The organism is Halopseudomonas sp. T1L2 (assembly GCF_055397385.1).
This window is the reverse complement of record NZ_AP040865.1, coordinates 2555863-2581681: the sequence shown is the minus strand read 5'-3', so window position 1 is coordinate 2581681 and position 25819 is coordinate 2555863. Positions and strand designations below refer to the sequence as shown.

Here is a 25819-nt window from a genome sequence, read left to right as displayed (position 1 = left end):
GTTAGCGCTACCCTACTGCACCCTTTTTCGAGCAACCTCTTTGGGTTGAGTCAGGTAGCTGTCAGACGGAGTAAATTGGATGGCCCGTATTGCAGGCGTCAACATCCCGGATAACAAGCACACTGTTATCTCTCTGACCTATATCTTTGGTATTGGTCAGACCAAGGCACAACAGATCTGTGCCGCCACTGGCATTGAGCCCAGTGTCAAAATCAAGGATCTGAGCGAAGAGCAGATTGATACCCTGCGCAATGAAGTCGCCAAGAGCAACACCGAAGGCGATCTGCGCCGCGCGATCAACATGAACGTCAAGCGCCTCATGGATCTCGGCTGCTATCGTGGCCTGCGTCACCGTCGTGGCCTGCCGGTCCGCGGTCAGCGCACCAAGACCAATGCCCGTACCCGTAAGGGTCCGCGCAAGCCGATCCGTAAGTAATTGCGAGGGAATCTACAGATATGGCTAAGCCAGCTGCTCGTGTACGTAAAAAAGTAAAAAAGACGGTCGTTGATGGGGTCGCCCACATCCACGCGTCTTTCAATAACACCATCATCACCATCACTGACCGTCAGGGTAACGCCCTGAGCTGGGCAACTTCCGGTGGCTCCGGCTTCCGTGGTTCCCGTAAGAGCACTCCGTTTGCTGCCCAGGTAGCTGCCGAGCGCGCCGGTCAGGCTGCTCTTGAGTATGGCCTGAAGAACCTCGACGTTTGCGTTAAAGGCCCCGGCCCGGGTCGTGAGTCGGCAGTTCGTGCACTGAATTCTTGTGGTTACAAGATCAGCAGCATCACCGATGTCACCCCTATTCCCCACAACGGCTGCCGCCCGCCCAAGAAGCGTCGCGTTTAATCAGGAGACGGTAAAATGGCTCGTTATATTGGTCCCAAGTGCAAGCTGTCTCGTCGCGAAGGTACTGACCTGTTCCTGAAAAGCGGCGTGCGCGCTCTCGACTCCAAGTGCAAACTGGAAACCCCTCCGGGTGTTCACGGTCAGCGCCGCGGTCGTCTTTCGGAATACGGTACTCAGCTGCGCGAGAAGCAGAAAGTCCGTCGTATGTATGGCGTTCTGGAGCGTCAGTTCCGCAACTATTACAAGGAAGCAGCCCGTCTGAAGGGCGCTACCGGTGAGAACCTGCTGCAACTGCTCGAGCGTCGTCTGGACAACGTCGTTTACCGCATGGGTTTCGGTGCCACTCGCGCTGAAGCACGTCAGCTGGTATCCCACAAGTCCATCAGTGTCAATGGCAAGACCGTCAATATCGCGTCTTACCTGGTTTCCCCGGGTGACGTAGTTGCTGTCCGTGAAAAGGCCAAGAACCAGCTGCGCATCAACAGCGCTCTGGAGCAGGCTGCTCAGCGCGGTGGTGCGGAGTGGGTTGAAGTAGACGCTGGCAAGAAAGAAGGCGTTTTCAAAGCCCTGCCTGCACGCAGCGACCTGTACGCCGACATCAACGAAAACCTGATCGTCGAGCTGTACTCCAAGTAAGCGACAGACAGCATAAAGGTGCCCCACATGCAGAGTTCGGTTACCGAGTTTCTAACACCGCGTCACATTGACGTTCAGGAAACTTCGCCCACGCGTGCCAAGATTACTCTTGAGCCGCTGGAGCGTGGTTTCGGTCACACCCTGGGCAATGCGCTTCGTCGCATTCTGCTCTCGTCCATGCCCGGCTGCGCCGTGGTAGAGGCCGAAATCGACGGCGTGTTGCACGAGTACAGCGCCATCGAAGGCGTTCAGGAAGACGTCATCGAGATCCTGCTCAACCTGAAAGGGTTGGCGATCACCATGCACGGTCGCGACCAGGTAACCCTGAACCTTTCCAAGAAAGGCCCGGGCGTTGTTACTGCCGCCGACATTCAGCTGGACCACGAAGTCGAGATCGTCAACCCGGATCACGTGATTGCCACGCTGTCCGACAACGGCGAACTGAACATGAAGCTCACTGTAGCTCGTGGTCGTGGTTACGAACCGGCCGATGCGCGTCAGTCCGATGAGGACGAGACCCGCTCTATCGGTCGTCTGCAGCTGGACGCCACCTACACTCCCGTACGCCGCGTTGCGTATGTGGTGGAGAGTGCGCGTGTCGAGCAGCGTACCAACCTGGACAAGCTGGTCATCGATCTCGAGACCAACGGCACTCTGGACCCGGAAGAGGCGATTCGTCGCGCTGCAACCATCCTCCAGCAGCAACTGGCTGCCTTCGTTGACCTGAAGGGTGACCAGGAGCCGGTGGTGGAGCAGCAGGAAGACGAGATTGACCCGATCCTGCTGCGCCCGGTGGACGATCTTGAGCTGACTGTCCGTTCGGCCAACTGCCTGAAGGCCGAAAATATCTATTACATTGGCGATCTGATCCAGCGTACCGAAGTAGAGCTGCTGAAGACCCCGAACCTGGGCAAGAAGTCTCTGACCGAGATCAAAGACGTTCTGGCCTCTCGTGGTCTGTCTCTGGGTATGCGTCTGGACAACTGGCCGCCTGCAAGCTTGAAGAAGGACGATAAGGTTTCGGCCTGATCGTCTCGACACCGAGGAATTGAGAGATGCGTCATCGTAAAAGTGGTCGTCACCTGAGTCGGACCAGCGCACACCGCAAGGCTATGTTCCAGAACATGGCTGTGTCGCTGTTCGAGAATGAACTGATCAAAACTACTCTGCCGAAAGCCAAGGAGCTGCGTCGCGTTGCCGAGCCGCTGATCACCCTGGCCAAGGAAGACACCGTTGCCAACCGTCGTCTGGCGTTTGACCGTACTCGCAGCAAGTCTGCAGTCGGCAAGCTGTTCAACGACCTGGGCAAGCGCTATGCAACCCGTCCGGGTGGCTACGTTCGTATCCTCAAGTGCGGTTTCCGCGCTGGTGATGCTGCCCCGATGGCTTACGTTGAGCTGGTTGACCGCCCAGAAGCGGTTGCAGCTGAAGAGTAAGTATCAGCGCTACAAAAAAACCGGCTCAGGCCGGTTTTTTTGTGCCTGCAGATCAGCCTGCTGCGCTATGAGCGGCCTCGAATGCACAGCGCTGGTGCTCTGCACAGGGCGGGGTCAACCATAGGCGCTTTCTCAGGCTGATGGTCGGCTATGTTTTACGCTGTGTAAATTAAGTTGCACGATTCTTGCTTGCCGTTCCGTGGAATTCATCTATGCGGAGCGGTGCCCCATGTCCTTGCGTTTCAAGTTGGCAATAACCTACCTGCTCGTTGGTCTGGTACCGGTGGCCGTAATGGCCGCTACCGTGTATTCGCAGGCGAGTAACGCGCTGCGAGACCAAACCCTCAACACGCTTCAGGCGGTTGCCAGCATCAAGCAGCGTCAGCTGCAGGATGGATGGGCGCAGCGGCGAAATCAGCTCGATACCCTGAGTCGTACGCTGAGCAACAGCTACCTTGGTCTGGATGCAGTCGCGCTGCTCAGCGCCAGCAGCTATGACAAGCCTACCTTTGAACATTTCATCGAAGCCTACGGGTATCGGGATCTGAAGCTGGTCAGCCCCGATGGGCTGGTGTTCTTCAGTGTTAACCGCGGTCCTGCCTATCAGGCTTTACTGACTGATTCCGAGTGGGCAGATACACCGCTGGGTGGCGCCGTCGCGCAGGGGTTGTCAGATCCACGAATTCACATTGGCGACCTGGTTTCCGACCCCTTGAGTGCAGACTCGGTACAGTACCTGGTCGCGCCAATTGGAGCTGATGGGCTGTTACAGGCGCTGTTGGTACTTGAGTTGCCGATAGGTCCGCTCAATGAACTGATGCACGAACGCCAGGGTCTGGGTGACAAGGGTGAGACCTATCTGGTGGGCTATGATCGACGTTTGCGTTCCGATTCGGTGCGCTTTCCGGACCGGCGCGCCGGGGAGGGGCAGGCGCTTGGTGGCCTTGCGATCGAACAGGCCATGGCCGGGCAGAGCGGACGCCTGAGCGAATCCGGCCTTGATGGGGCTACGGCGTTAAAAGCCTTTGCGCCTGTCGAGTTCGACGGTCAGCGCTGGGCGCTGATCGCCGAAGTGGATTCCGAGCAGGCTTTCGCGCCGGTGCGTGCGCTGATGTGGCAGGTATTGTTGCTTGGGGTTTTTACCGTCGTTGCAGTATTGCTGGCGACGTTGCTGGTCAGTCGTAGTGTGATGCGCCCGCTCGGCGATGAGCCGCTGAACATGGTCAGCTTCGCAGAGAGCCTGGCGAGAGGTGAACTTCGCTCTGCGGGTAGGCAGGCGCACTCCGGAGGGCTGCTGCAGGCGTTACAGGAGATGGCGGCGGCCTGGCGCGGTGTGGTTCAGCAGTTGCGCGCTTCCAGCGAGGCGGTTGGTGGTGCCAGTGATGACATTCTTGATGCGGCGGGGCGTACCAGTGCCAGACTGGAGCAGCAGCAAGACGCCGTAGAAATGGTCGTCTCTGCTGTGGACGAGATGGCGGCAACCGTACAGGAAATCGCGAGCTCTGCATCCGCTAGTGCCGAGCGGACTGCCGGAGCGCGCAAGGCGTTTGGGGCGATGCAGAACACGCTGGAAGAGATGATCAGTCGTCAGGATCAGCTACTCGGCGGTCTGCGTAGCGCGGACACGGTGGTACAAACCCTTGCCGATGATAGTCGGCAGATTGGCGTTGTGCTGCAGGTGATCAACGGTATTGCGGAGCAGACCAACCTGCTCGCACTCAACGCAGCAATTGAGGCTGCCCGCGCCGGGGAGCAGGGGAGGGGATTTGCGGTGGTTGCCGATGAAGTGCGTCAGCTCGCGCTGCGTACCCGGACGGCTACCGAGGAGGTGGTCACTATAGTCGGCGCCCTGGATCAGTCCTCGTTGCAAGCGCTTGATCGCATGCAGGCCGCGTCATCGCAGGCACAGTCGCTCGAGCAGGAAACCCAGCTGGTGCTGGGCCGTCTCGGAGATCTGGACGGTGCGCTGCATGCGGTTCAGAGTCTGGCGTTTCAGATTGCCACCGCCGCGGAGCAGCAGGCCGCAACGACCGCGGACGTAAACCAGCATATGCACCGGTTGCAGGATATGACCGCTGAAAGTCGGGACACCGCAGTGCATACCCGCGATTGCGGCGAGCGGCTGCAGCGGCTGGCGGGCAGTCAGCTGCAGCTGGTCGCGCACTTTCAGCTGTAGGCTCAGGCGCGATCCCGTTCCAGTAGCGGGCCGAGGAAGCGGCCGGTATGGGATGCCGGTTCTGCTGCCACCTGTTCCGGGGTGCCGGTGGCAATGATCTGGCCTCCGCGTGAGCCGCCTTCCGGACCAAGGTCGACGATCCAGTCGGCGGTCTTGATCACATCCAGGTTGTGCTCGATAACCACCACGGTATTGCCGTGGTCACGCAGTCGGTGCAGCACGTCGAGCAATTGCTGGATATCGGCGAAGTGCAGGCCCGTGGTCGGCTCGTCGAGGATGTAGAGCGTCTTGCCGGTGTCGCGCTTGGACAGTTCGCGGGCCAGTTTGACCCGTTGCGCTTCACCACCTGACAGCGTGGTAGCGGACTGGCCAAGGCGGATATAGGACAGGCCTACATCAATCAGCGTTTGCAGCTTGCGGGCAATCGCCGGTACGGCATCGAAGAACTCGCGGGCTTCCTCGATGGTCATTTCCAGTACCTCGTGGATGCTTTTGCCCTTGTACTTGATCTCCAGGGTTTCGCGGTTATAGCGCTTGCTCTTGCACACGTCGCAGGGAACGTAGATGTCCGGCAGAAAGTGCATTTCGACCTTGATCAGGCCGTCGCCCTGGCAGGCCTCACAGCGTCCGCCCTTGACGTTGAAGGAGAACCGCCCTGCCTTGTAGCCGCGCGAGCGGGCTTCCTGGGTGCCGGCAAACAGGTCGCGAATCGGCGTAAACAGTCCGGTATAGGTTGCCGGGTTGGAGCGTGGCGTGCGGCCGATCGGGCTCTGGTCGATATCCACTACCTTGTCCAGGTGCTGCAGGCCGTCGAAGCTGTCGTAGGGTGCAGTCTCCAGCGTGGTCGCGCCGTTCAGTGCGGTCGCGGTAATCGGGAACAGGGTATTGTTGATCAGTGTCGATTTGCCCGAGCCGGATACCCCGGTCACGCAGGTCAGCAGGCCGACCGGGATCTCCAGGTTGACCTTCTGCAGGTTATTGCCGCACGCGCCCTTGAGGCGCAGCCAGTCCTTGCGCAGCGGGGTGCGTTCAGCCGGCACGGCAATCTTGACCTTGCCGGACAGGTATTTGCCGGTCAGCGAGGCGGGGTCGTCCATCACTTGCTGCGGCGTGCCTTTTGATACGACCTGACCTCCGTGTACACCGGCGCCGGGGCCGATGTCGACGACGTAGTCGGCCAGCCGAATGGCGTCTTCATCGTGCTCGACCACAATCACCGTGTTGCCCAGATCGCGCAGGTGCACCAGGGTGGCGAGCAGGCGCTCGTTGTCGCGCTGGTGCAGCCCGATCGAGGGCTCGTCGAGGATGTACATCACGCCGACCAGGCCGGCGCCAATCTGGCTGGCCAGACGGATACGCTGGGCCTCGCCGCCGGACAGGGTGTCGGCGCTGCGGTCGAGGGTCAGATAGTCGAGGCCGACGTTGACCAGAAACATCAGACGGGCACGGATTTCCTTGAGAATCTTTTCGGCAATTTCGCCGCGGCTGCCCTCCAGCGTCAGTTGCTCGAAGTATTCTGCGGCGCTGCCAACCGGCAGGGTGGTGACGCCCGGCAGGTTGCGGCCGTCGATCATCACGTGGCGGGCCTCGCGGCGCAGACGGGTGCCGTGGCAATCGGGGCAAGGCTGGGTGCTCAGGTACTTGGCCAGTTCCTCGCGCACGCTCTGGGACTCGGTCTCCCGGTAGCGGCGTTCCAGGTTCGGCAGGATGCCCTCGAACGGATGCTCGCGGCGCACCACGTCGCCACGATCGTTGAGGTAGCGGAACGGTACGTTGTCCTTGCCGGTGCCGCTGAGGATCAGCTTGCGGTGTGGCTCCTGCAGCTTTTCAAACGGCTGGTCGAGATCGATGCCGTAGTGCTCCGCCAGTGAGCTGAGCATCTGGAAGTAATAGACGTTGCGGCGGTCCCAGCCGCGGATGGCGCCCTCGGCCAGCGTCAGCTCGCCATTGACCAGGCGACGGGCGTCGAAGAACTGTTTCACGCCCAGACCGTCACAGCCAGGGCAGGCGCCGGCCGGGTTGTTGAAGGAGAACAGGCGCGGTTCGAGTTCGCTGATCGAGTGGCCGCATTCCGGGCAGGCAAAGCGTGCGCTGAAGGTAACTTCCTCGCCGTCCTCGCCCTCCATCGGGGCGATGATGGCAATGCCGTCGGCCAGGCTGATTGCCGTCTCGAATGACTCGGCCAGACGCTGCTGCAGGTCTGCGCGGACCTTGAAGCGGTCAACCACGACCTCAATGGTGTGCTTGCGCTTCTTGTCCAGCGCCGGCGCCTCATCCAGTTCGTGGATGCGGCCATCGATGCGGGCGCGGACGAAGCCCTGCGCACGCAGCTCTTCAATCAGGGCCAGGTGTTCGCCCTTGCGTTCACGCATGACTGGTGCCAGCAGCATCAATTTGCTGCCTTCCGGCATGGCCAGCACCTGATCGACCATCTGGCTGATGGTCTGGGCGGCCAGCGGCAGGTTGTGGTCCGGGCACATCGGGGTGCCGACGCGGGCAAACAGCAGGCGCAGGTAGTCGTAGATCTCGGTGATGGTGCCGACGGTGGAGCGCGGGTTGTGCGAGGTGGACTTCTGCTCGATCGAGATGGCTGGCGATAGGCCTTCGATGTGGTCGACGTCCGGCTTCTCCATCATCGACAGGAACTGCCGGGCATAGGCCGATAGAGACTCGACGTAACGGCGCTGGCCCTCGGCGTAGAGCGTATCAAAGGCCAGCGACGACTTGCCCGAGCCTGACAGGCCGGTAATCACGATCAGCTTGTCGCGTGGCAGATCAAGGTCGACGTTCTTCAGGTTGTGTGTGCGTGCACCCCGTATCTGGATTGTATCCACAGTACTCTCACCTCGCAGCCGACAAAGCGGAGAAGTATACGGCCTGCGCCGGTGTGGCGGCAAAGTTCGGCCGTCTTCATGCGTCCACTTGCATGGCCGTCCCGGTCACCGGAAAGGCATGATAAAATCCGCGCTTTTACCCGGAGCTGTCATGCATCAGGTTGACTCGATGAGTCCGCAGGAACGCCGCGCCTCGATCTCGCTGGCGCTGGTTTTTGCCTTTCGCATGCTGGGTCTGTTTATGGTGTTGCCGGTGCTGGCGACCTATGGCCAGCAACTTCAGGGGGCCACGCCGCTGCTGATTGGCATGGCTATCGGTGCCTACGGGCTGACCCAGGCTGTGCTGCAAATTCCCTTCGGCATGCTGTCCGATCGGATCGGGCGCAAACCGGTCATTATCTTCGGTCTCGTGCTGTTTGCGGCTGGGGGCCTGCTGGCGGCAGGGGCGGACAGCATTCAACAGGTTATAGCCGGGCGGATTCTGCAAGGGGCGGGTGCCATCGCAGCCGCCGTCATGGCGCTGGTTGCCGACTCGACCCGTGAACAGCACCGTACCAAGGCCATGGCGATGATCGGCATGAGTATCGGCCTGGCCTTTGCCGTCGCGATGGTGGCCGGGCCGGTCGTTGCCGGCATCGCCGGGCTGGGCGGCGTCTTTCTGTCGACCTCGATGTTGGCGATCGTTGGTATTGGCCTGGTGCTGCTGGTCGTGCCGACGCCGCAGCAGGTGCTTCACCACCGCGATGCCGGGATTGTGCGCGGTGCCCTGCGACCGGCGCTCGCCAATTCTGAACTGTTGCGGCTGAATTACGGCATCGCCTGCCTTCACGCCATTCTGATGGCGACCTTTCTGGCGATTCCGCTGGCGCTTCAGCAGCAGGCCGGCTTGCCAAAGGAAGAGCACTGGTGGGTCTATCTGGCGGCCTTGCTGCTGTCGTTCTTCGGTATGGTGCCGTTTATTATTTACGCCGAAAGGCAGCGTCAGATGAAGAGAGTGCTGCTGGGTGCGGTGGCCTTGCTGGTGTTGGTCCAGCCGCTGTTCTGGCTGACCCAGGCTTCGCTGCCCTGGCTGGTCGCCTGCATCATCCTGTTCTTTGTCGGTTTCAACCTGCTGGAGGCGACCTTGCCGTCGTTGCTCAGCAAGATTGCCCCGGCAGGCGGCAAGGGCACTGCTATGGGCGTGTATTCCACCAGTCAGTTTGCCGGGGCGGCACTGGGTGGCATGTTTGGCGGCTGGCTGTTCGCCCATTTTGGTCTGGGCGGGGTATTCGTCGGATGCGCGCTGCTGGCGCTGTCGTGGCTGGCTATTGGTGTTACCATGCGCGAACCGCCTTACGTAACCAGTTATCGGTTGGCCGTGTCCTCTGATCGCATCAGAGACGCAGGCCTGGCCGCCAGCCTGCTTGCTGTCGCAGGTGTGACCGACGTCGTGATTGTTGCCGACGAATCGGCTGCCTACTTGAAAGTCGATAGCAAACTGCTGGATCGTGAAGCGTTGGACCGGGTCGCAGCACCCGTTTGATCACCCAGGCATATCAGGAGAGTAGAATGGCCAGAGGCGTCAACAAGGTAATTTTGATCGGTAATGTCGGTGGTGATCCGGAAGTGCGCTACCTGCCCAATGGCAACGCAGTCGCCAACGTCACCCTGGCAACCACTGACAGCTGGAAGGACAAGCAGACTGGCCAGATGCAGGAACGTACCGAGTGGCACCGTGTGGTGTTCTTTGGCCGTATCGCCGAGGTGGTTGGCGAGTACGCGCGCAAGGGCTCCAAGCTCTACGTCGAAGGTCGTCTGCAGACCCGCGAGTGGGAGAAGGACGGCGTCAAGCGCTACACCACCGAGGTTGTGGTCGACATGGGCGGTCAGATGCAGCTGCTCGACAGCCGTCAGGGCGGTGGCGAACAGGGCATGGGCCAGTCCCGCCCGCAGCGTCCCGCGGCCCAGCCGCAGGCCGCCGCGCAGCCGCAGCAGGCCGCGCCGCAGCAGTCGGCACCGGATTACGACAGCTTTGATGATGACATTCCGTTCTAGAATGTAGCTGTCGCCGCAACCCGGCATGACCTAGGATCCTGTATCCCCGGTCTGCCGGGTTTTTTTATGGCTCGTGAAAGCTCCTGTGTCGCAGATGATGCCGGGCAGCGGGTTGCCCAATCACTCCAGCACAGAGAGAGCAACATGTCAGAGGTGTATTTCGTTCGTCACGGTCAGGCGTCGTTCGGCAGCGACAACTACGATCAGCTGTCACCAAAGGGGCATCAGCAGGCGCGGATGCTGGGCGAATACTTCGCGACCCAGCAGCTGCAGTTTGATCACATCCTGACGGGTGACATGGTGCGCCACCGCGAAACGGCCGAGGGCATCTGCGCCGGCATGGGGATTGAGGCCAGCGGCTTTCAGGTCTTTCCGGAGTTGAACGAGTTCGACTTTCACTCGATTCTGCACGCCTTTCTCGCTCAGCACCCCGAGCAGGCCTTGCCGGAAAAGCCGACCGTAGCCGATTTTTTCAAACGCCTGAAGCAGGGCATCGTGCTCTGGTCCGAAGGCGAATTGCAGGGGGAACTGCCGGAAACCTGGGCGAGCTTCGAGGATCGTATCCTTTCGGTGCGTGAGCACATCATGGCCAACTACAAGGGCAGCAAGGTGCTGGCTGTGAGCTCTGGCGGCGCTATTGCCATGCTGGTGCGACAACTGCTCGAGGCGCCCAGCCGGACCATGGTCGAGCTGAATCTGCAGACCCGCAACACCGCGATCATTCAGTGCGTATTCAATCAGCACAACATGCGCTTGAGCAGTTTCAACAGCGTTCCGCACCTGGATAACCTTCAGCACCGTGACCTGATTACCTATACCTGAGTTTCCACAGGTGACGTCGTTGGCCTGAGACTGCACAATACAGGCTGTCTCGGGTTATCAGGATCAAGGGTCAACAAAGCATGCGGATGCGGGTGTTGCTGCTGGGCAAGTCGTCACTCCTCGGGCGCGCACTGACGGTGCAGGCGGCAGCGGAAGACATTGAGTTTCTTACGCTGGACGAGGAGCCCGCCGATTGGCAACCGTCTGCTATCGCCGGGTGGCTGGATGCTTTGCAGCCGGATGCGGTTGTTGATCTGGCGTTCTACCACCAGCAGTTTCAGGTGCTGGCACCCACTGCCGAAGCGCTGGATCAGCATACGGCATTCGCCCGGCAACTGATTGCGGAATGCCGGCAGCGTGATCTGCTGTTGTGCATGCTCTCCAATACGCGTGTGTTTGACGGCAGCAAGGGGCAGCCCTACACCGAGAAGGATCCGTTGCAGCCAATTGGTCTGCACGGGGCACAGCAGGCTGCGCTGGACAGCTTGCTGGAGCAGTGCTGCTCCCGTCATCTGCTGCTGCGTTTCAGCTGGGTTCTGGATTCGTCCGAAGGCGGCCTGCTGCAGCGCCTTATCAGTCAGTTGTGCAGCGGTGAGACCGTCGTACTGGCCGAGGAGTGGCGGGGGAACCCGACTCCCGTGGCGGATATGGCGCGGGTAGTGTTGAGTGCGCTCAAGCAATTGGACTGCAACGCCCAGCTGTACGGGTGTTATCACTATGCAAGTGGAGAAATGGCCAGCTGGATCAGCTTCGCCCGGACATTGGCTCAGGAACTGGTTTCCTGCGGGCGAATCGAGCGCGAGCCGGGCATTGAGCCGGTTGCCTTCGAGACCCAGCCCGCCGCGGCAGTCGAACCGCGCAACGCGGTGCTCAGCGGTCGTCGCCTGCTGCATGTCTTTGGTATCAAGCCGCGCACCTGGCGCATCGGCCTGCCCGAATTGCTGGATAAAAAAATCCCCTGAGATCACAAGGATCCCAGGGGAAAGTGCAGCCGTGAGTGCGGGAGGAGGGCTTAGAACTTGTAGCCCAGGCTCACCATGTAGACCATCGGATCGATTTCGACGTCAACCTTGCCTTTATTGCCGTTCAGCTCGAAAGAGGCTTCGGTATCGATGTCGGCGTACCAGATGGCGCCGTTCAGAATCAGGCGTTCGCCAATCTGATAGTCAACGCCGGCTTCCAGGGCAAGACCGATAGAGTCATCCAGGTCCAGGTTGCTGAAACCGGCGGCCTTGTTGGCGCTGGTAAACTCTTCACTGAAGAAGGTGGTGTAGTTCAGACCGGCACCGACGTAAGGCTGCAGCTTGGAAGCACTGTGCATCGGGAAGTACTGCAAGGTGACGGTCGGTGGCAGGTGCTTGATGTCAGCCAGTTTGCCCACGCCGTTCAGGTTGATGCTGTGTTCGAACGGCGTAGCGCCCAGGATGCCGATGCCCACATGCTCGGTCAGCATGTATGTGCCGGTGATACCCAGCTGGACGTTACTGTCGACGCCGACATCGGTGCCGATATCAGCGCCATTGAGAGTCACGTTGCTGCTGTCTTCCTGCGGGTCAACGGCAACCGCGCCAACGCGAACGATGGCGTCGCCTGCCTGGTAGGCCTGAGCGGTTACCGAAACGGCCAGCAGTGCAGGGGCGAAAAGGGCTGCAAGGCCGAGGCGGGATGCGAAAGCTGACATGTTCTGTCTCCTAGTGTGTTGGACAGGTGCAACTGTACGAGCAAGCGCAGTAACGACTATTGATCTGGAGCAAGTTGCTGGCAGAGTTGAGTGCGGCAGGCTGCCGCAGGCTGTGACTGAGGTCACGGTTGCCCGCACTGCCAACAAAACTGACAATGGCTGTCTTTGGCCGTCTTCAGGTGGCCGGTGAGTTCGAGGAACGCTGGATGAAACCATTATGGCTGACGGTGGTGCTGCTGACATTGCCGTTGACGCTGCAGGCTCAGCAGTCTCTTGAGCAGGCGCAGCAGCAGAGTCAGGCGCTTGTTGATGATGCGGTCGCGGCGCAGCAGCGTATCAATGAGCTGGATCAGGCAACCCGCGCCGCGCTGGAGGCTTATCGCCACGCCGTGACCCAGGCCGATGCCCTGATCGATTACAGCGAGCGAATGCAACAGTTGGTCGCGAGCCAGGCAGACGAGATCGCCAGCCTGCAACAGCAGATCGACAGCGTCGCCGACACCCAGCGGGAAATGCTGCCGCTGATCCGGCGCATGATCGAATCGCTGGATGCCTTTATTGCTCTGGATCTGCCCTTCCTGCTGGACGAACGGGAGGAGCGGGTCGCCCGTTTGCAGGCCCTGCTGGTTGACCCCGATGTCAGCATCGCGGAGTTGTACCGTCGGGTGCTGGAGGCCTATCAGATCGAGAGTGAATACGGCCGCACGCTGGAGGCCTGGCGTGGCCCGCTCAATGATGGGGATCAGCAGCGGGTTGTCGAGTTTTTGCGGGTTGGTCGGCTGATGCTGTTCTTCCAGAGTCTGGATGGTCGGCAGCAGGGCTACTGGGACGCCGCCCATGGGCAATGGCAGGCGCTGCCGTCCAGCTATCGGCGTGCGCTGGACCAGGGGATGGCGATTGCCCGCAACGAGCAGACGCCGCAGATGTTGCGTCTGCCGATGCCGCAGGTCAGTGTGGAGGTGGCGCCATGAAGTGGCTTGCTTTCCTGTTTGTCTGTTTACTCGCGCCGCTGGTGCAGGCACAAACACTGGACAAGGACGCCCTGCTGCAAAGCATCCGTGATACCCGCAGCGCCGAGCAGGCAGCGATGCAGGCGCGGGAGCAGCAGTTTCTGCGCGAGCGTGATCAGCAGCAACAGCGGCTGGCGCAGGCGCGTGCGCGGCTGGCTCAGGCCCAGGCCCGGGCCGATCAGCTGGATGCGCAGTTCAAGGCCCAGGGTGAGCAGCTGGCTGCACTGAGAGAAGAGCTGACCCAGCGCAGCGGCAATCTCGGCGAGCTGTTCGGGGTTGTTCGCCAGAGCGCCGGGGATACCCTCGGGCAGTGGCAGGGCTCGCAGCTCAACAGCCGTTTTCCCGAACGGCGCGACGAGCTGGAGGCGCTGGCGCAAAGCAGCAGAATCCCCAGTGTCGAGGCGCTCGAGCAGTTCTGGTATCGGTTGCAGCAGGATATGACCGCCAGTGGCGAGGTCGCCCGGATCAGCGCATCGGTGGTTGATCGCCAGGGCCGCAGCGCGGCGACTCCGGTGGTGCTGGTCGGCCCGTTTGTTGCCCTCTCCGAACCGGGTTATCTGCTGTATCAGCCCGAGTCCAACAGCCTGCAGCTGGCCGCCCGTCAGCCGGGTGGCAGCGGGCTGGTTGCCGACTTTCTCGCGCCCCGTGAGGTGCCTGGCGATATTCTGATCGATCCCGCCCGAGGTCAGGTCATCGCCCAGCTGCAACGCACGCCGGACCTGCTGACGCGCGTGTCGCAGGGTGGCATCGTGGGGTATGTGATTGTGGCGCTGGGGGTGCTGGGCGTGCTGCTGGCGCTGGCGCGGCTGATCTGGCTGCAGCGGGTGCAGCGCGGCGTGGATCGGCAGATTGATGACCTGGACGCGCTGCGCAGTGACAATCCGCTGGGGCGGGTGTTGAGCGTGATCGGCAGCAAGCCGCGACTGGAGGAGCTGGACACCCTTGAGCTCAAGCTGGATGAGGCCATTCTGCGCGAGACGCCGGCGCTGGAACGCTGGCAGGGTCTGATCAAACTGCTCGCTGCGGTGGCACCGTTGCTGGGTCTGCTGGGTACCGTGACCGGTATGATCGCCACCTTCCAGGCAATTACCCAGTACGGCAGTGGCGACCCGAAACTCATGGCAGGCGGCATTTCCCAGGCGCTGGTAACCACCGTTCTGGGCTTGCTGGCGGCCATTCCGCTGCTGTTTCTGCATACCCTGGTGGTGGCGCGCAGCAAAGCGCTGGTGCAGCTGCTGGAGCAGCAGAGTGCCGGTCTGATCGCGCTGCATCTGGGTGGTGGAGAGTCGCGTGACTGATCTGCTCTGGCGCCTGCTGGCGTTCCTCGACAGCGGTGGCTGGGTGCTGTGGACCATTTTGGTCGCCACCCTAATGCTGTGGACGCTGATGCTGGAGCGGCTGTGGTATCTGGCGCGGGTGTTTCCGCAGCAGGCGCGGGCGTTGCAGCAACGCTGGCTGGCGCGCGGTGAGCGGCGCAGCGCGGCGGCGCAGCATATTCGCACCGCCTGGCTGGCGCAGGCGCAGGCACAACTGACCCGGTTTCTGCCGCTGGTGCGGGTGCTGATCGCGTTGTGTCCGCTGCTCGGGCTGCTGGGCACGGTCAGCGGCATGATTCAGGTATTTGACGTGATGGCGCTCAGTGGCAATGGCAACCCCCGGGCGATGGCCGCCGGTGTGTCGCGTGCGACGGTGCCGACCATGGCCGGAATGGTGATCGCGATCAGCGGTCTGTTTTGTCTGGCACGGCTGGACCAGCAGTCGCGGCGTGCGCTGCAGCGTCTGTCCGACCGCCTGCAGCAGGATTAGGAGAGCAGCTGATGCGCATGCGCAGACATCACGCCGGTAGCGAAGACGAAGCGGGTATCGACCTGACACCGATGCTCGACATTGTTTTTATCATGCTGATTTTCTTTATTGTCACCAGCTCCTTTGTGCGCGAAGCGGGCATTGATGTGTTGCGCCCGAGTGCAGACAGCGCGGTGAGCAAACCGCGCGCCAGCATCCTGGTCGCTGTGAGCGCCGATGGCGAGATCTGGATGGACGGCAAGCCGGTCGATATTCGTGCGGTGCGTGCCGGGGTTGAGCGCATGCGCGTCGATCAGCCGGACAGCACGGTGGTCGTTCAGGCTGATCGCGATGCCCGTACCGGCCTCGTGGTGCGGGTGATGGATCAGATCAGGCTGGCAGGCGTCAGTGACGTGGCGCTCGCCGCTACGGCGGGACAGTGATGCGGCTGATCGGCAGCTTTTTGCTGGCGCTGCTGGTCGCCCTGGCGCTGTTTGGCCTGATGCTGGCGCTGGTGACGCCACCTGAACGGGCGCAGATGCCGGAGCGCGAACTGGTGCGCATCGGCGTCACCCGCAGCGTTGCCGACAGCCGCAATGAGCATCAGCCGCAGCAAGCGGTGCCGGAGCGCCCAACGCCACCCCAGCGTCCACCATTGCAGCCGCCTGCCGTTGAGGCGCCGCCATTGCCAGCCCCTGAACTGAAAATTGAAATTCCACAGTTGCAGGCGGACCTGCGCCTCAGCGCTGCCCCGGTGTTACCTCCGCTGGAGGCGGCTGCCGTCGGGCCCTCGGCTGCGGTCAGTGCACCAGCAGCGGCGGCGCCTGCCCATGGCGCTGTGGCGGGCAGTGCCGAGGAACTGGTGCCGCTCAGTGAAGTGCCTCCGGACTACCCGATGCGGGCGGCGGCGGCCGGAATCGAGGGTTCTGTGACCTTGCGGTTCACGGTCAATGCCGAAGGCCGGGTGGAGGATATCGAGGTGATCGCCTCGGAGCCGCCCGGTGTGTTTGATCGTGCGGCTCGGCGAGCAATCAGTCGCAGTCGCTTTGTACCCCGGCAGGAGAACGGCGTACCGGTCGCACGGGAGGCTACCAAGGTGTTCAACTTTGTCCTTGAGGGCAAGCACTGATGCGTGGCTGGCTGTTTGGCTGGTTGCTGCTGGCAACGCCACTGTCGGCTGCGCAGATTGATCCTGCCGTTTACAAGGCACTGGACGACGCAAGGGCCGCCGAGCAGCGTGGTGATACGACCGGCGCCCGGCTGCAGTTGCAGGCCGCTCTGCCGGCGAGCGCGGAGGGAAGTCTTGAGCGGGCGTTGCTGCAGCAGCGGCTGGCTTACCTGGCGATTGACGCTAACGACCCCGAGCACGCGATTCATTGGCTGAGCGAGACTCTCAAGCAGGATGCGCTGGGTGCCGAAGCGCAGGCGCAGGATCGTGCCAATCTGGCGCGGCTGTTGCTGCAGCAGGAGCGCTATCAGCAGGCGGCGGTTGAGCTGGCGCTGTTGCCACCGAGTGATGCTACCCGTCAGTTGCAGGTGCAGGCGTATCGCCAGCTTGGGCAGTTCGACAAGGCACTGCCGCTGGCAGAGCAGGTGGTACGCGAGCGCCCGGCGGCGGACGACAGCTGGTATCAGTTGCTGGTTGGCATGAATTACGAACTCAAGCGCTACGCAGCGGCGGCGCGCTGGCAACAGGTGCTCCTGCAGCGTGCCCCCGGAAACGCCGCCAGCTGGCGCCAACTGGCGAGTCTGCAGAGTCTGGCCGGTGAACAGGGCAAGGCGGCGGCGACCATGCGGCTCGCGCAGTTGGCCGGCGTCGGTCTGCAGGCGTCTGACATGGAGAGCTTGATTGCCCTGCACGCCCGTGCGGGCGCGCCATGGCAGGCAGCGCGATTACTCGAACAGCTACTCCGTGAGCGCCTGCTGCAAACGACGCTGGAGCGACAGCGCCAGTTGGCGCAGTTGTGGCAGGCGGCGCGGGATTACCCGCAGGCGCTGAAAGTCTGGCAACAGGTAGCTGGCGCTTCCGGGCAAACAGCGGATCGGCTGCAGGTGGCCTGGTTGCACTACCAGCAGGCGCAGTGGCAGGACGTGCTTGCTATGGTTCAGGGGATTCAGCCCGCCAGTGCCGCCCAGCGTCGTCAGCTTGCCAGCCTGAGGGCAGCGGCGCAGCAGGCGCTGGGTATGGGTCAGTAGACAAACTCTTCGATCGCACTGGCCTCCAGCCGGTAACCGGCGCTGGCCAGTTCGCTTTCGCTCTGCTCAACCCGCAGCTTGCCGGTAATCCAGTACGGTACCCAGGTGGCGTCCAGCGCAATACCGATTTCGCTGTGGACCAGCACGATCTGGTTCGACGGCGGAGGCGGTACGTGGATGCAGGCACCGAAGTAGGGTACCAGCAGAAACTCGGTAACGCGCTGGCTGGGGTCTACATTCAATGGCACAACATAGCCCGGCAGCTTGACCTCCTGGCCGTCCAGCTCGGCGACGGTCGGTGCGTTCGCCATGCTTTGAGTCAGCGGATTGGCTGGAGCCTGATCTTCCGACTGCAAACCGTTGTGCTGTGCCGGCGGCATGCCGTACAGGTGGCCGGTACCGGCGGGTACCAGGTCATCCCAGCTGAGCTCTCGGGCGGCTTCGGCCGGCAGTATCAGCAGGCTGAGGGTCAGGGCAAACAAGCGTGTCAGGCGCATCAGGCTTCCTGCAGAAATCAAAGACGAATGGACAGGCCATCGAGCAGTGCCTGACGGTAGGCGCGCCAGGCCGGAATGCAGCCCATCAGCACGCTGGCAGCGACGATGCAGGCCAGTAACGTCAGTTCGCTGCGGGTCGGCCAGCTCAGGGGCATAAACAGGCCGTATTGTTGTTCCAGCCAGGGGGCGGTAACGGCGATGCCAGCGTACAGCAGTCCCAGCCCGAGGGCGATGCCGGCAAGGGTAAGGCTCACCGCTTCCAGTAACAGTAGGCTGAAAATGTGCAGCGGTCTGGCACCGACCGAGCGCAGCACGGCCATCTCGCGTCGGCGCTCGTTCAGGCCGCTGAGGATGGCGGTGAGCATACCGACCAGCCCGGTCAGCACGACGAACACCGAGACCAGCAGCAGCGCCTTTTCGGCCACGCTGAGCAGGCTCCAGAGCTCCTGCAGGGCAACGCCCGGCAGAATAGCCAGCAGCGGTTCGCCGCTGAACTCGTTGATCTGGCGTTGCAGCGCAAAGGTGTCGATGCGGCGGTTGAGCCCGAGCATGAAGGCGGTGATGGCGTGTGGTGTCAGGTCCAGTTCACGCGCCTGCTCGGCACTGATCTGACCGGCTCCGCGGGCCGGCATGCCCTGCTGCCAGTCGACGTGCAGCGCCTCGATACCGTGCAGACTGACGTGGATGGTGCGGTCGACCGGTGTCCCGGTTTTGGCCAGGATGCCAACAACCTTGAAGGGCTTGTCGGCATGGTTGACGAAGCTGACGGCACCGGCGCCGTGGGCCAGCACCATCTCGGTACCCAGCTGGTATCCAAGTTCGCGTGCCACGTCCGCGCCGAGCACGGCGTCGTAGAGATCGGCAAATGGCTGCCCCTGACTGAAACTCAGGCTGCGGTCGCGACCAAACTGGTAATGGTCGAAGTAGGCCTGGCTGGTACCCAGCACGCGAAAGCCGCGGTGCGAGTCGCCGAGCGACAGTGGGATTGCCCATTTGACCTGCGGCTGCTGGCTGATCTGCTGAAAGCTGTCCCAGCGGATATTGTTGGTGGCGTTGCCGATGCGAAATACCGAGTACAGCAGCAACTGCACCGAGCCCGAGCGGGCTCCAACGATCAGGTCTGTGCCGCTGACGGTGCTGGCAAAACTGCTGCGAGCCTCGGTGCGAACCCGCTCAACGGCCAGCAGCAGGGTGACGCTCAGGGCGATGGCAATGACGGTGAGCAGCGCGGAAAAACGGCGGTTGGCCAGACTCTGGATGGCAAGGCGCAGCAGATACATCAGAACGTCTCCGGCTGGCTGGCGCGGTTCAACTCGGCCAGTGACAGGGCGCGATCAAAGCGCGTGGCGAGGCTGGTGTCATGACTGACAAACAGCAGGCTGCTGCCCATCTGCGCGCATTCGTCGAACAGCAGCTTGAGAAAGGCGTCGCGGCTGTTGGCGTCCAGCGCCGAGGTCGGCTCGTCGGCGATCACCAGCTCGGGGCTACCGATCAGGGCGCGGGCGGCGGCCACGCGCTGCTGCTGGCCGATCGACAGGGCATTGGCACTGCGTTGCTGCAGCGTGATGTCACTCAAGCCAAGCTCGCGTAACAGGTGCCCGGCAGCGGTATTCAAATCGGGTTGCTGACGCAGCGCGCGTTCACGGCGCAGGCTGGAGAAGCGACAGGGCAGGGTGACGTTGTCGAGTACCGAGAGATACGGCAGCAGGTTGAATTGCTGGAACAGGTAACCGGTGTGGTCCGCGCGAAAGCGGTCTCTGCGCAGGGCGGAGAGTTGACCCAGTGACTGGCCCAGCAGGTTGATCTCGCCCCTCTGCGGCTGGTGCACTCCACCGAGCAGTCCGAGCAGCGTGGTCTTGCCGCTGCCGGACGGGCCCTTGAGAAACAGCCGCTCGCCCGCTTGCAGGCTGAACGCCGGGATATCCAGCAAGGTTGGCTGGCCCGGCCAGGCGAACTGCAGGTCAGTGACTTGCAGCAGAGGTTTGCTCATGGCGGCTTCAGTCCAGTGACAGCGTGGGTTGGTCGGCGGTCAGCACGGCGCCACGCTGGCCGCTGGTGGTGATGGCCTGCACCTGAATGCGCTGCATCGCCGGGAAGCTATTGAACAACGGCAGGGTCAGCGCTTCAAGTCGCTCGGGGGACGAGCAGTTGAAGTCAAAGCGGCCCTCGATATCGGCATGTGCGCTGTGTTCGTGGTCGTGATGATCGTCGTGGTCATCATGGTGCTCATGTTCGCCATGTGCGTGCTCGTCATGATGCTCGTGCTCGTCGGCGGCAAACAGCGGACTTTCCAGCTCGACCTGCTGCAGTGTGCAGCCGGCAGCCGGGGAGAAGCTGAACAGTGTGTCGGCCTGCTCGAGAGCCGCTTTGACGCGGGCGACGGTGGCGCGATCCTCGTCAGTGCCTGGCGCGTGCTCGAAGCCAACCAGATTGGTCGCGGGGCTGTCGAGCTCCAGACTCACCAGATTGCCATCCACCACGAGATTGAGACTGGCAACGCCGTGCTCGTGGGCGCCGAGGCTGGCGTGCTGGTGGTCTTCGGCAAAGGCGCCTTGGCTGGAAAACAGGGCGATGCTGAGGGCAAGCAGGGTGCGGCGCATGGTTGGACTCCGGCTTTAAATAAAACGTTATCTTATTTCATTTTTTCGCCAAGGCAACCCTGAATTGAGGCTCCCGGCCGCGTGGCTGCGACGACTCGGGAGCCTGCGGTCGATCAGTACAGGGCCTGATAGAGCTTGCGGCGGTACTGCACGGTGAGCGGATGCTCGCCACCGAGCAGATCAAACACCTGCAACAGAGTCTTCTGCGCGGCGCCGTCGTTCCAGCTGCGGTCACGCTGCAGCAGCTCAAGCAGGGCCGACAGCGCGTTGTCGCTGTGGCCGGCGGTGAGATCGAGCAGGGCCAGCTGGTAGCGGGCTTCGCTGTCGGCGGCATCGGCGTCGAGGCGGGCCTGCAGCTCGGCGCGGGGCGCGAAGCCGGCGCTTTGACGGGCGAAGCTGAGCTGGGCCTTGAGCGCGCTCAGGGCTTGTTTGTGGCTGTCCTTGTTCTGGACGGCGTTGATCACCTTGTCGGCGTCATCCAGTTGGCCATCGGCCAGCAGCGCGCGGGCCAGGACCAGCAGCAGCGCATCGTCGGCTTCGGCCTGCAGCGCGGCTTGCAGCAGGGCAATGGCCTGTTGCGGCTGACCGGCGTCGATCAGCGCCTGTGCCTGAGCGGCCAGATCCTCTTCCGGCGCTTCGGCTGCGGCAGCGGGCTCGTTGACGTGCGGCGCGAGCAAGTCGCGAATCGCACCCTCGGGCTGCACACCGGCGAAGCCTTCGACCGGCTGACCGTCCTTGAACAGCACCACGGTCGGCAGGCTGCGAATGCCGAAGCGTTCGGTCAGGCCGGGCTCGGCATCGCAGTTGACCTTGGCCAGCAGCAGTTCCCCCTCGTAGCTGTCGACAATTTTCTCCAACACCGGAAACAGCGCCTTGCAGGGCGCACACCAGTCGGCCCAGAAGTCGACCAGCACGGGTTTATGGAAGGAGTTTTCGAGTACATAGCGATCGAAGGTATCGGTGGTGGCGTCGAACAGGTAAGGCGATGACATGGGCTATTCCGCTGCGGTGATGTCGAGTCTGGCTTATATGGTGGCGCTGGCGCCAAGGTCAAGGGTTGAGCTGATACAGGCTGACGTCGCGAAACTCCAGCGGCTCACCCAGGTCGGGCCAGGTGCGGCCCGGCAGGATGGCGCTGCGCCGGTAACGCGGGTGGCTCAGGTTGCGTACCCGGGAGTCGGCGATCAGCACCTTGTCGGCACGCTCGGCGAAGTGGTCGAGCAGTGGGCGGTTGTCGACGTCGTAGAGCACGTCGGCGGCGATCAGCAGATCGATCTCGCCTTCGACGGCGAAGTAGTCATTGGACAGCACGATCTGCATGTCGTTGAGTCGGGCGTTGAGGGCGCAGGCCAGCAGCGCGGGCCGGTCCAGATCGCAGGCGATGGCCTGTTCGGCACCGGCCATGCGGCAGGCCAGCGCGACCACGCCGGAGCCGGCACCGAAGTCCAGTACCCGCTTGCCACGCACCTGTTCGGGGTTGTCCAGTACCCAGCGCGCCAGCGCCAGGCCGCTGCCCCAGCAGAAGCCCCAGTAGGGCGGGTGCTCCAGCAGCCGGCGGGTTTCGTCAGTGGCGAAGGCGCGGTCCAGATTACTCGGATCGAGCAGCCACAACTCCAGTTCCGGCAGACCCGGCAGGCGGCTCGGCACAAGCGCGGCGTCGGGCAGAACCTTGTGCAGTTCGGCGGTAAGGGCTTCGAGGGTCATGGTCGGCTTCCTGAAATCAGACGGGTATTGTAGCGACTTCACCCGCTGCCGGATGCTGCGGCGTCAGCGGAATGTCGGCCAGCCGGGTGCGCAGGAACTCGATCAGCGCCCGGGTGGCCAGGGTCGGATAGAGGTTGGGCGCGGTCAGCAGATACAGGTGATCGCCCCAGGCATCGACCCGGGCGCGGTAGTCGGGCAGCACGGCTGTCAGGCTGCCGGCATTCAGCTCCTCGCGCACTGCGTAGTAGGGCAGCAGCGCGCAACCCAGCCCCTGCAGCGCGGCGCGGCGCAGGAACAGCATGTCTTCGGTCTGCAGGCGTGGACGCAGGGTCAGCTGCTGGCTGTGCCTGCCATCGGACAGCTCCAGCGGCAGGCGCAGATCCGGCACCTTGACGCTCACCACGTCACAGCGCAGCAGGTCTTCCGGGTTCTGTGGCCTGCCGACACGTTGCAGGTAGCCGGGGCTGGCGCACAGCACCCAGTCGATGGGACCCAGATCACGAGCCACCAGCGTATCCGGCGGGGTGTTGGTGACGCGAATGGCAACGTCAATTTCCTCGGCGACCAGATCGAAGATGCGGTTGCTGAAGGTCAGTTGCAGGGTTACATCCGGATAGGTGTCGGCGAATTCTAGCAGCAGCGGGCCGATGATCTGCTGGCCCAGCGCGGAGGGCACGCTCAGACGCAGGTGACCGCGCAGGTTGCGGCCGAGGTTGTCGACCGTTGATTGCAGGGCGCTCAGTTCCTGGCTGATGCGGGCGGCGTGCTCGTACAGTGCCCAGCCAATCTGGGTCGGCTCGACCCGCCGGGTGGTGCGGCGCAGCAACTGCACCTGCAGATCCTGCTCCAGTGCCTTCAGACGTCGGCTGATATGCGAGCGCGAGGTACCAAGCCGGCGGGCGGCACCGCTCATGCCGCCGGCTTCGACGATGGCACTGAAGTACTGCAGGGTTTTGATATCCATGATTGTTGCCGATTGGTAAACAGTTTGGGCATTGTGTGTGCGCATTGTAGATCAAAGTAGAGGCTTCTATAGTCGTCCAATCACAACTACAAGGAATCGAACCATGAGTCTGCCCACCGTGCTGCAAGGTAATCTGAGCCTGCCGGTCATCTGCTCGCCGCTGTTTATCATCTCCAACCCCGACCTGGTCATTGCCCAGTGCAAGGCCGGTGTTGTCGGCTCGTTTCCGGCCCTCAACGCGCGCCCGGCCGAAGTGCTGGACGAGTGGCTGCAGCGCATTACCAGCGAGCTGGCGGACTACAAGGCGGCGAACCCGGATGCGGTGGTAGCGCCCTTTGCGGTCAACCAGATCGTGCACGGCAGCAACGACCGCCTGCAGCACGACGTCGAGCTGTGCGTGAAGTACAAGGTGCCGATCATCATCACCAGCCTGCGCGCACCCAATGAAGTGGTTGGCCCGATTCACAGCTACGGCGGTCTGGTGTTCCACGATGTCATCAACGTCAAGCACGCCAAAAAGGCGATTGAAGCGGGTGTGGATGGTCTGATTCTGGTGTGTGCCGGCGCCGGTGGCCATGCCGGTCAGCTCAGCCCGTTCGCGCTGGTGTCGGAAATCCGAGCCTTCTACGATGGCCCGATCATTCTGTCCGGCTCGATTACCAAGGGTGAGCAGATTCTCGCGGCGCAGGCGATGGGCGCGGACCTGGCCTATATGGGCACCCGCTTTATCGCCACCCATGAAGCCAATGCCGATGCGGCCTACAAGCAGATGCTGGTCGATACCACGGCTGACGATATCGTTTACAGCAACCTGTTTACCGGCGTGCACGGCAACTATCTGAAGCCCAGTATCGTCAATGCCGGCATGGACCCGGACAATCTGCCTGAAGGTGACAAGAGCAGCATGAAGTTCGGTTCCGGTGGCAGCAGCAAGAGCAAGGCCTGGCGCGATATCTGGGGCGCAGGGCAGGGTGTTGGCAGCATTGCTGCAGTCACTTCGACAGCCGAGGCGGTCAGCCAGCTGGAGCGCGAGTATCACGATGCGCAGGCGCGCCTGGCGCGTATTACCCAGCCGTTTGGCAGCAAGGCATGACTGCTGCACTGGTTTGCGGCGAGCTGCGCCGCGACGGGGAGCAGGTTGCGCAGCGGGGGCTGCGGCTGGCCGGTGGGCTGGCCCGAATGGGTATCGAGGATGGCGATGTCATCGCCGTGATGCTGCGTAACGGCCCGGCGTTTATTGATGCGATCCTGAGCTGTCAGACTGCGGGCTGCTTCTACTGCCCGATCAACTGGCACTTCAAGGGCGATGAGGTGGCCTACCTGCTGAACGACTCGGCGGCCAAGGTGTTGATTGTCGAGGCTGATCTGCTGGCCACGCTGGATGGCGCGATTCCGGCGGGCGTGCAGGTGCTGGTGGTCGGTGCCGGCGCTGAGGATGCGCGTGACTACGAAGGCTGGCTGGCGCAGCAAGCGCCTTACGACGGTCCCGAGCGCACGCCGCGGGCGCACATGGCCTACACCTCGGGTACCACCGGGCGCCCGAAGGGGGTAGTACGGCTGGCGCCACCGCCGGAGGCGCGCGCTCAGATGGCCGAGCATATGCGTGAGCTGTGCCGGATTGCCTGGGGCATTACCCCGGGCACCCGCGCGCTGGTGACCGCGCCGCTGTATCACAGCGCGCCCACGTCCTATGCCCAGCAGGCGATCCAGCAGGCCGAAACACTGGTGGTCATGCCGCGCTTCGACGCCGAGCAGACGCTGGCGCTGATCGAACAGCACCGGATCGAAACCGTTTATCTGGTGCCGATCATGTACGTCCGCCTGCTGCGTCTGCCGGCCGAGGTGCGGGCCAAGTACGATATTTCGTCCGTGCGCTTTGTTGCCTCGACCGGCGCGCCCTGCGCTCCGGACGTTAAACAGGCGATGCTTGACTGGTGGGGCGACGTGATCTTTGAAACCTACGCCTCCAGTGAGACCGGCATGATCACCCTGCAGGACCCCCAGTCGGCGCGGCGCAAGCCGGGCAGCGTCGGTCGGCCCATCGGTGACACGCGGATTCGCATCGTCAGCGAAGACGGTCGCGAGTGCGGCGTGGGTGAGCCGGGCGTGATCTATGTGCGTCAGCCGATGGTGCCGGACTTCACCTACCTGAACAATGAAGCGGCTCGCGCCAAGGCCGGATTGGACGATCTGGCAACCGTGGGTGATATCGGCTACCTCGATGCCGACGGGTACCTGTATGTCTGCGACCGCCAGTCCGACATGGTGATCTCCGGTGGCGTGAACATCTATCCGGCGGAAATCGAGCATGTGCTGATCACCCTGCCCGGTGTGCGCGACTGTGCGGTATTCGGTATCCCGGACGCGGAGTACGGTGAGTCTCTGATGGCCGTGGTGGCTGTCTCTGACCCGGCGCTGAATGAAGCTGCCATTCAGGCGTTTATCCGCAGCAACATGGCCGGGTACAAGGTGCCCGGGCGGGTCGAGCTGGTCGATGTGCTGCCTCGGGATGACAACGGCAAGGTGGCCAAGCGCAGGCTGCGTGACAGTTACCTGACGGCTCCCGTGCCCTGACGGGTGCGACAATCTGGTAGTTGA

General features: G+C 62.5%; 27 protein-coding genes. 18 read left to right on the top strand and 9 right to left on the bottom strand.

Annotated features, from left to right (window positions below; genetic code table 11):
* The first annotated feature begins 79 nt into the window (after positions 1-79).
* The 6 genes from rpsM (at position 80) to ACZ5WQ_RS12145 (ending at position 5094) form a co-directional block, all read left to right on the top strand.
* Positions 80-436: a 30S ribosomal protein S13 gene (gene rpsM, locus ACZ5WQ_RS12170; protein WP_088277375.1), complete on the top strand. Its 357-nt coding sequence runs from the start codon at positions 80-82 to the stop codon at positions 434-436.
* 20 nt (positions 437-456) lie between these two features.
* Positions 457-846 carry a 30S ribosomal protein S11 gene (gene rpsK / locus ACZ5WQ_RS12165; RefSeq protein ID WP_083728622.1) on the top strand — a complete coding sequence of 130 codons (390 nt, stop codon included), beginning with the start codon at positions 457-459 and terminating at the stop codon, positions 844-846.
* Positions 847-861: 15 nt separating this feature from the next.
* Positions 862-1482: a 30S ribosomal protein S4 gene (gene rpsD, locus ACZ5WQ_RS12160; protein WP_088277377.1), complete on the top strand. Its 621-nt coding sequence runs from the start codon at positions 862-864 to the stop codon at positions 1480-1482.
* A 27-nt stretch (positions 1483-1509) separates the two neighbouring features.
* Positions 1510-2511, top strand: a complete 1002-nt coding sequence (locus tag ACZ5WQ_RS12155) for a DNA-directed RNA polymerase subunit alpha (protein ID WP_269688492.1) — start codon at positions 1510-1512, stop codon at positions 2509-2511.
* Positions 2512-2537: 26 nt separating this feature from the next.
* Positions 2538-2918, top strand: a complete 381-nt coding sequence (gene rplQ / locus ACZ5WQ_RS12150) for a 50S ribosomal protein L17 (protein WP_088277381.1) — start codon at positions 2538-2540, stop codon at positions 2916-2918.
* A gap of 229 nt (positions 2919-3147) precedes the next feature.
* A complete protein-coding gene (locus tag ACZ5WQ_RS12145; protein WP_464382395.1) occupies positions 3148-5094 on the top strand; it encodes a methyl-accepting chemotaxis protein in 1947 nt (648 codons plus the stop codon).
* Between the two features lie 2 nt (positions 5095-5096).
* Here the strand turns inward: ACZ5WQ_RS12145 and uvrA are convergent, their stop codons facing one another.
* Positions 5097-7928 (bottom strand): excinuclease ABC subunit UvrA, encoded by a 2832-nt coding sequence (gene uvrA / locus ACZ5WQ_RS12140; protein WP_228246401.1) that lies wholly within the window; start codon positions 7926-7928, stop codon positions 5097-5099.
* Positions 7929-8079: 151 nt separating this feature from the next.
* Here uvrA and ACZ5WQ_RS12135 point away from each other — a divergent pair, with 151 nt between their 5' ends.
* From ACZ5WQ_RS12135 to ACZ5WQ_RS12120, 4 genes are all read left to right on the top strand, one after another.
* Positions 8080-9450 carry an MFS transporter gene (locus ACZ5WQ_RS12135; protein WP_269688494.1) on the top strand — a complete coding sequence of 457 codons (1371 nt, stop codon included), beginning with the start codon at positions 8080-8082 and terminating at the stop codon, positions 9448-9450.
* A 26-nt stretch (positions 9451-9476) separates the two neighbouring features.
* Positions 9477-9962 carry a single-stranded DNA-binding protein gene (gene ssb / locus ACZ5WQ_RS12130; protein ID WP_269688495.1) on the top strand — a complete coding sequence of 162 codons (486 nt, stop codon included), beginning with the start codon at positions 9477-9479 and terminating at the stop codon, positions 9960-9962.
* A gap of 144 nt (positions 9963-10106) precedes the next feature.
* Positions 10107-10784 (top strand): histidine phosphatase family protein, encoded by a 678-nt coding sequence (locus tag ACZ5WQ_RS12125; protein WP_228246404.1) that lies wholly within the window; start codon positions 10107-10109, stop codon positions 10782-10784.
* Between the two features lie 80 nt (positions 10785-10864).
* Positions 10865-11746 (top strand): sugar nucleotide-binding protein, encoded by an 882-nt coding sequence (locus ACZ5WQ_RS12120; protein WP_228246405.1) that lies wholly within the window; start codon positions 10865-10867, stop codon positions 11744-11746.
* 50 nt (positions 11747-11796) lie between these two features.
* Here ACZ5WQ_RS12120 and ACZ5WQ_RS12115 read toward each other — a convergent pair whose 3' ends face one another.
* Positions 11797-12465 carry an OmpW/AlkL family protein gene (locus tag ACZ5WQ_RS12115; protein WP_088277395.1) on the bottom strand — a complete coding sequence of 223 codons (669 nt, stop codon included), beginning with the start codon at positions 12463-12465 and terminating at the stop codon, positions 11797-11799.
* Positions 12466-12671: 206 nt separating this feature from the next.
* Between ACZ5WQ_RS12115 and ACZ5WQ_RS12110 the strand changes: the two genes are divergently transcribed.
* The 6 genes from ACZ5WQ_RS12110 to ACZ5WQ_RS12085 are packed head-to-tail and all read left to right on the top strand — an operon-like array spanning position 12672 to position 17456.
* Positions 12672-13436, top strand: a complete 765-nt coding sequence (locus ACZ5WQ_RS12110; protein WP_228246406.1) for a DUF3450 domain-containing protein — start codon at positions 12672-12674, stop codon at positions 13434-13436.
* Positions 13433-14773 carry a MotA/TolQ/ExbB proton channel family protein gene (locus ACZ5WQ_RS12105; protein WP_464382394.1) on the top strand — a complete coding sequence of 447 codons (1341 nt, stop codon included), beginning with the start codon at positions 13433-13435 and terminating at the stop codon, positions 14771-14773. The genes ACZ5WQ_RS12110 and ACZ5WQ_RS12105 overlap by 4 nt, the downstream gene beginning before the upstream one ends.
* On the top strand, positions 14766-15281 hold the full coding sequence (locus ACZ5WQ_RS12100; RefSeq protein WP_269688498.1) for a MotA/TolQ/ExbB proton channel family protein: 516 nt from the start codon (positions 14766-14768) through the stop codon (positions 15279-15281). The genes ACZ5WQ_RS12105 and ACZ5WQ_RS12100 overlap by 8 nt, the downstream gene beginning before the upstream one ends.
* An 11-nt stretch (positions 15282-15292) precedes the next feature.
* Positions 15293-15703: an ExbD/TolR family protein gene (locus tag ACZ5WQ_RS12095; protein WP_088277401.1), complete on the top strand. Its 411-nt coding sequence runs from the start codon at positions 15293-15295 to the stop codon at positions 15701-15703.
* Positions 15703-16389, top strand: coding sequence for an energy transducer TonB (locus ACZ5WQ_RS12090; RefSeq protein WP_228246409.1), 687 nt, complete (start codon positions 15703-15705; stop codon positions 16387-16389). Before ACZ5WQ_RS12095 ends, ACZ5WQ_RS12090 begins: the two co-directional genes overlap by 1 nt.
* A complete protein-coding gene (locus ACZ5WQ_RS12085; protein WP_464382393.1) occupies positions 16389-17456 on the top strand; it encodes a tetratricopeptide repeat protein in 1068 nt (355 codons plus the stop codon). Before ACZ5WQ_RS12090 ends, ACZ5WQ_RS12085 begins: the two co-directional genes overlap by 1 nt.
* On the opposite strand, the gene ACZ5WQ_RS12080 is transcribed toward ACZ5WQ_RS12085, so the two are convergent.
* From ACZ5WQ_RS12080 to ACZ5WQ_RS12050, 7 genes are all read right to left on the bottom strand, one after another.
* A complete protein-coding gene (locus tag ACZ5WQ_RS12080; RefSeq protein ID WP_228246411.1) occupies positions 17450-17953 on the bottom strand; it encodes a DUF3299 domain-containing protein in 504 nt (167 codons plus the stop codon). The two genes, ACZ5WQ_RS12085 and ACZ5WQ_RS12080, sit on opposite strands and share 7 nt — an antisense overlap.
* Before the next feature lie 17 nt (positions 17954-17970).
* Positions 17971-19233, bottom strand: coding sequence for an ABC transporter permease (locus tag ACZ5WQ_RS12075; RefSeq protein ID WP_228246412.1), 1263 nt, complete (start codon positions 19231-19233; stop codon positions 17971-17973).
* Entirely contained in the window at positions 19233-19943 is a 711-nt protein-coding gene (locus ACZ5WQ_RS12070; RefSeq protein WP_228246413.1) for an ABC transporter ATP-binding protein, read from the bottom strand. Before ACZ5WQ_RS12070 ends, ACZ5WQ_RS12075 begins: the two co-directional genes overlap by 1 nt.
* Before the next feature lie 7 nt (positions 19944-19950).
* On the bottom strand, positions 19951-20553 hold the full coding sequence (locus ACZ5WQ_RS12065; protein WP_228246414.1) for a DUF2796 domain-containing protein: 603 nt from the start codon (positions 20551-20553) through the stop codon (positions 19951-19953).
* A 113-nt stretch (positions 20554-20666) separates the two neighbouring features.
* Complete coding sequence (gene trxA, locus ACZ5WQ_RS12060; RefSeq protein WP_228246415.1) at positions 20667-21545, bottom strand: thioredoxin; 879 nt, start codon at positions 21543-21545, stop codon at positions 20667-20669.
* A gap of 58 nt (positions 21546-21603) precedes the next feature.
* Positions 21604-22257: a class I SAM-dependent methyltransferase gene (locus ACZ5WQ_RS12055; protein ID WP_228246416.1), complete on the bottom strand. Its 654-nt coding sequence runs from the start codon at positions 22255-22257 to the stop codon at positions 21604-21606.
* A gap of 16 nt (positions 22258-22273) precedes the next feature.
* Positions 22274-23221 carry a LysR family transcriptional regulator gene (locus ACZ5WQ_RS12050; RefSeq protein WP_228246417.1) on the bottom strand — a complete coding sequence of 316 codons (948 nt, stop codon included), beginning with the start codon at positions 23219-23221 and terminating at the stop codon, positions 22274-22276.
* A 103-nt stretch (positions 23222-23324) separates the two neighbouring features.
* On the opposite strand from ACZ5WQ_RS12050, the gene ACZ5WQ_RS12045 reads away from it, so the two are divergent.
* Entirely contained in the window at positions 23325-24314 is a 990-nt protein-coding gene (locus ACZ5WQ_RS12045; RefSeq protein ID WP_228246418.1) for an NAD(P)H-dependent flavin oxidoreductase, read from the top strand.
* Positions 24311-25795, top strand: a complete 1485-nt coding sequence (locus ACZ5WQ_RS12040; RefSeq protein WP_228246419.1) for an AMP-binding protein — start codon at positions 24311-24313, stop codon at positions 25793-25795. The genes ACZ5WQ_RS12045 and ACZ5WQ_RS12040 overlap by 4 nt, the downstream gene beginning before the upstream one ends.
* The last annotated feature ends 24 nt before the right edge of the window (positions 25796-25819 follow it).

Bases quoted from the DNA above. Each gene is read 5' to 3' on its own strand.
- ACZ5WQ_RS12055 (WP_228246416.1), bottom strand. From the start codon at position 22,257: ATGACCCTCGAAGCCCTTACCGCCGAACTGCACAAGGTTCTGCCCGAC.
- ACZ5WQ_RS12145 (WP_464382395.1), top strand. From the start codon at position 3,148: ATGTCCTTGCGTTTCAAGTTGGCAATAACCTACCTGCTCGTTGGTCTG.
- ACZ5WQ_RS12040 (WP_228246419.1), top strand. From the start codon at position 24,311: ATGACTGCTGCACTGGTTTGCGGCGAGCTGCGCCGCGACGGGGAGCAG.
- ACZ5WQ_RS12050 (WP_228246417.1), bottom strand. From the start codon at position 23,221: ATGGATATCAAAACCCTGCAGTACTTCAGTGCCATCGTCGAAGCCGGC.
- ACZ5WQ_RS12095 (WP_088277401.1), top strand. From the start codon at position 15,293: ATGCGCATGCGCAGACATCACGCCGGTAGCGAAGACGAAGCGGGTATC.
- ACZ5WQ_RS12075 (WP_228246412.1), bottom strand. From the start codon at position 19,233: ATGTATCTGCTGCGCCTTGCCATCCAGAGTCTGGCCAACCGCCGTTTT.
- ACZ5WQ_RS12155 (WP_269688492.1), top strand. From the start codon at position 1,510: ATGCAGAGTTCGGTTACCGAGTTTCTAACACCGCGTCACATTGACGTT.
- ACZ5WQ_RS12115 (WP_088277395.1), bottom strand. From the start codon at position 12,465: ATGTCAGCTTTCGCATCCCGCCTCGGCCTTGCAGCCCTTTTCGCCCCT.
- ACZ5WQ_RS12110 (WP_228246406.1), top strand. From the start codon at position 12,672: ATGAAACCATTATGGCTGACGGTGGTGCTGCTGACATTGCCGTTGACG.
- rpsD (WP_088277377.1), top strand. From the start codon at position 862: ATGGCTCGTTATATTGGTCCCAAGTGCAAGCTGTCTCGTCGCGAAGGT.
- ssb (WP_269688495.1), top strand. From the start codon at position 9,477: ATGGCCAGAGGCGTCAACAAGGTAATTTTGATCGGTAATGTCGGTGGT.
- ACZ5WQ_RS12045 (WP_228246418.1), top strand. From the start codon at position 23,325: ATGAGTCTGCCCACCGTGCTGCAAGGTAATCTGAGCCTGCCGGTCATC.
- ACZ5WQ_RS12085 (WP_464382393.1), top strand. From the start codon at position 16,389: ATGCGTGGCTGGCTGTTTGGCTGGTTGCTGCTGGCAACGCCACTGTCG.
- rplQ (WP_088277381.1), top strand. From the start codon at position 2,538: ATGCGTCATCGTAAAAGTGGTCGTCACCTGAGTCGGACCAGCGCACAC.
- ACZ5WQ_RS12065 (WP_228246414.1), bottom strand. From the start codon at position 20,553: ATGCGCCGCACCCTGCTTGCCCTCAGCATCGCCCTGTTTTCCAGCCAA.
- ACZ5WQ_RS12135 (WP_269688494.1), top strand. From the start codon at position 8,080: ATGCATCAGGTTGACTCGATGAGTCCGCAGGAACGCCGCGCCTCGATC.
- ACZ5WQ_RS12090 (WP_228246409.1), top strand. From the start codon at position 15,703: ATGCGGCTGATCGGCAGCTTTTTGCTGGCGCTGCTGGTCGCCCTGGCG.
- ACZ5WQ_RS12070 (WP_228246413.1), bottom strand. From the start codon at position 19,943: ATGAGCAAACCTCTGCTGCAAGTCACTGACCTGCAGTTCGCCTGGCCG.
- rpsK (WP_083728622.1), top strand. From the start codon at position 457: ATGGCTAAGCCAGCTGCTCGTGTACGTAAAAAAGTAAAAAAGACGGTC.
- ACZ5WQ_RS12080 (WP_228246411.1), bottom strand. From the start codon at position 17,953: ATGCGCCTGACACGCTTGTTTGCCCTGACCCTCAGCCTGCTGATACTG.
- trxA (WP_228246415.1), bottom strand. From the start codon at position 21,545: ATGTCATCGCCTTACCTGTTCGACGCCACCACCGATACCTTCGATCGC.
- rpsM (WP_088277375.1), top strand. From the start codon at position 80: ATGGCCCGTATTGCAGGCGTCAACATCCCGGATAACAAGCACACTGTT.
- ACZ5WQ_RS12120 (WP_228246405.1), top strand. From the start codon at position 10,865: ATGCGGATGCGGGTGTTGCTGCTGGGCAAGTCGTCACTCCTCGGGCGC.
- ACZ5WQ_RS12105 (WP_464382394.1), top strand. From the start codon at position 13,433: ATGAAGTGGCTTGCTTTCCTGTTTGTCTGTTTACTCGCGCCGCTGGTG.
- ACZ5WQ_RS12125 (WP_228246404.1), top strand. From the start codon at position 10,107: ATGTCAGAGGTGTATTTCGTTCGTCACGGTCAGGCGTCGTTCGGCAGC.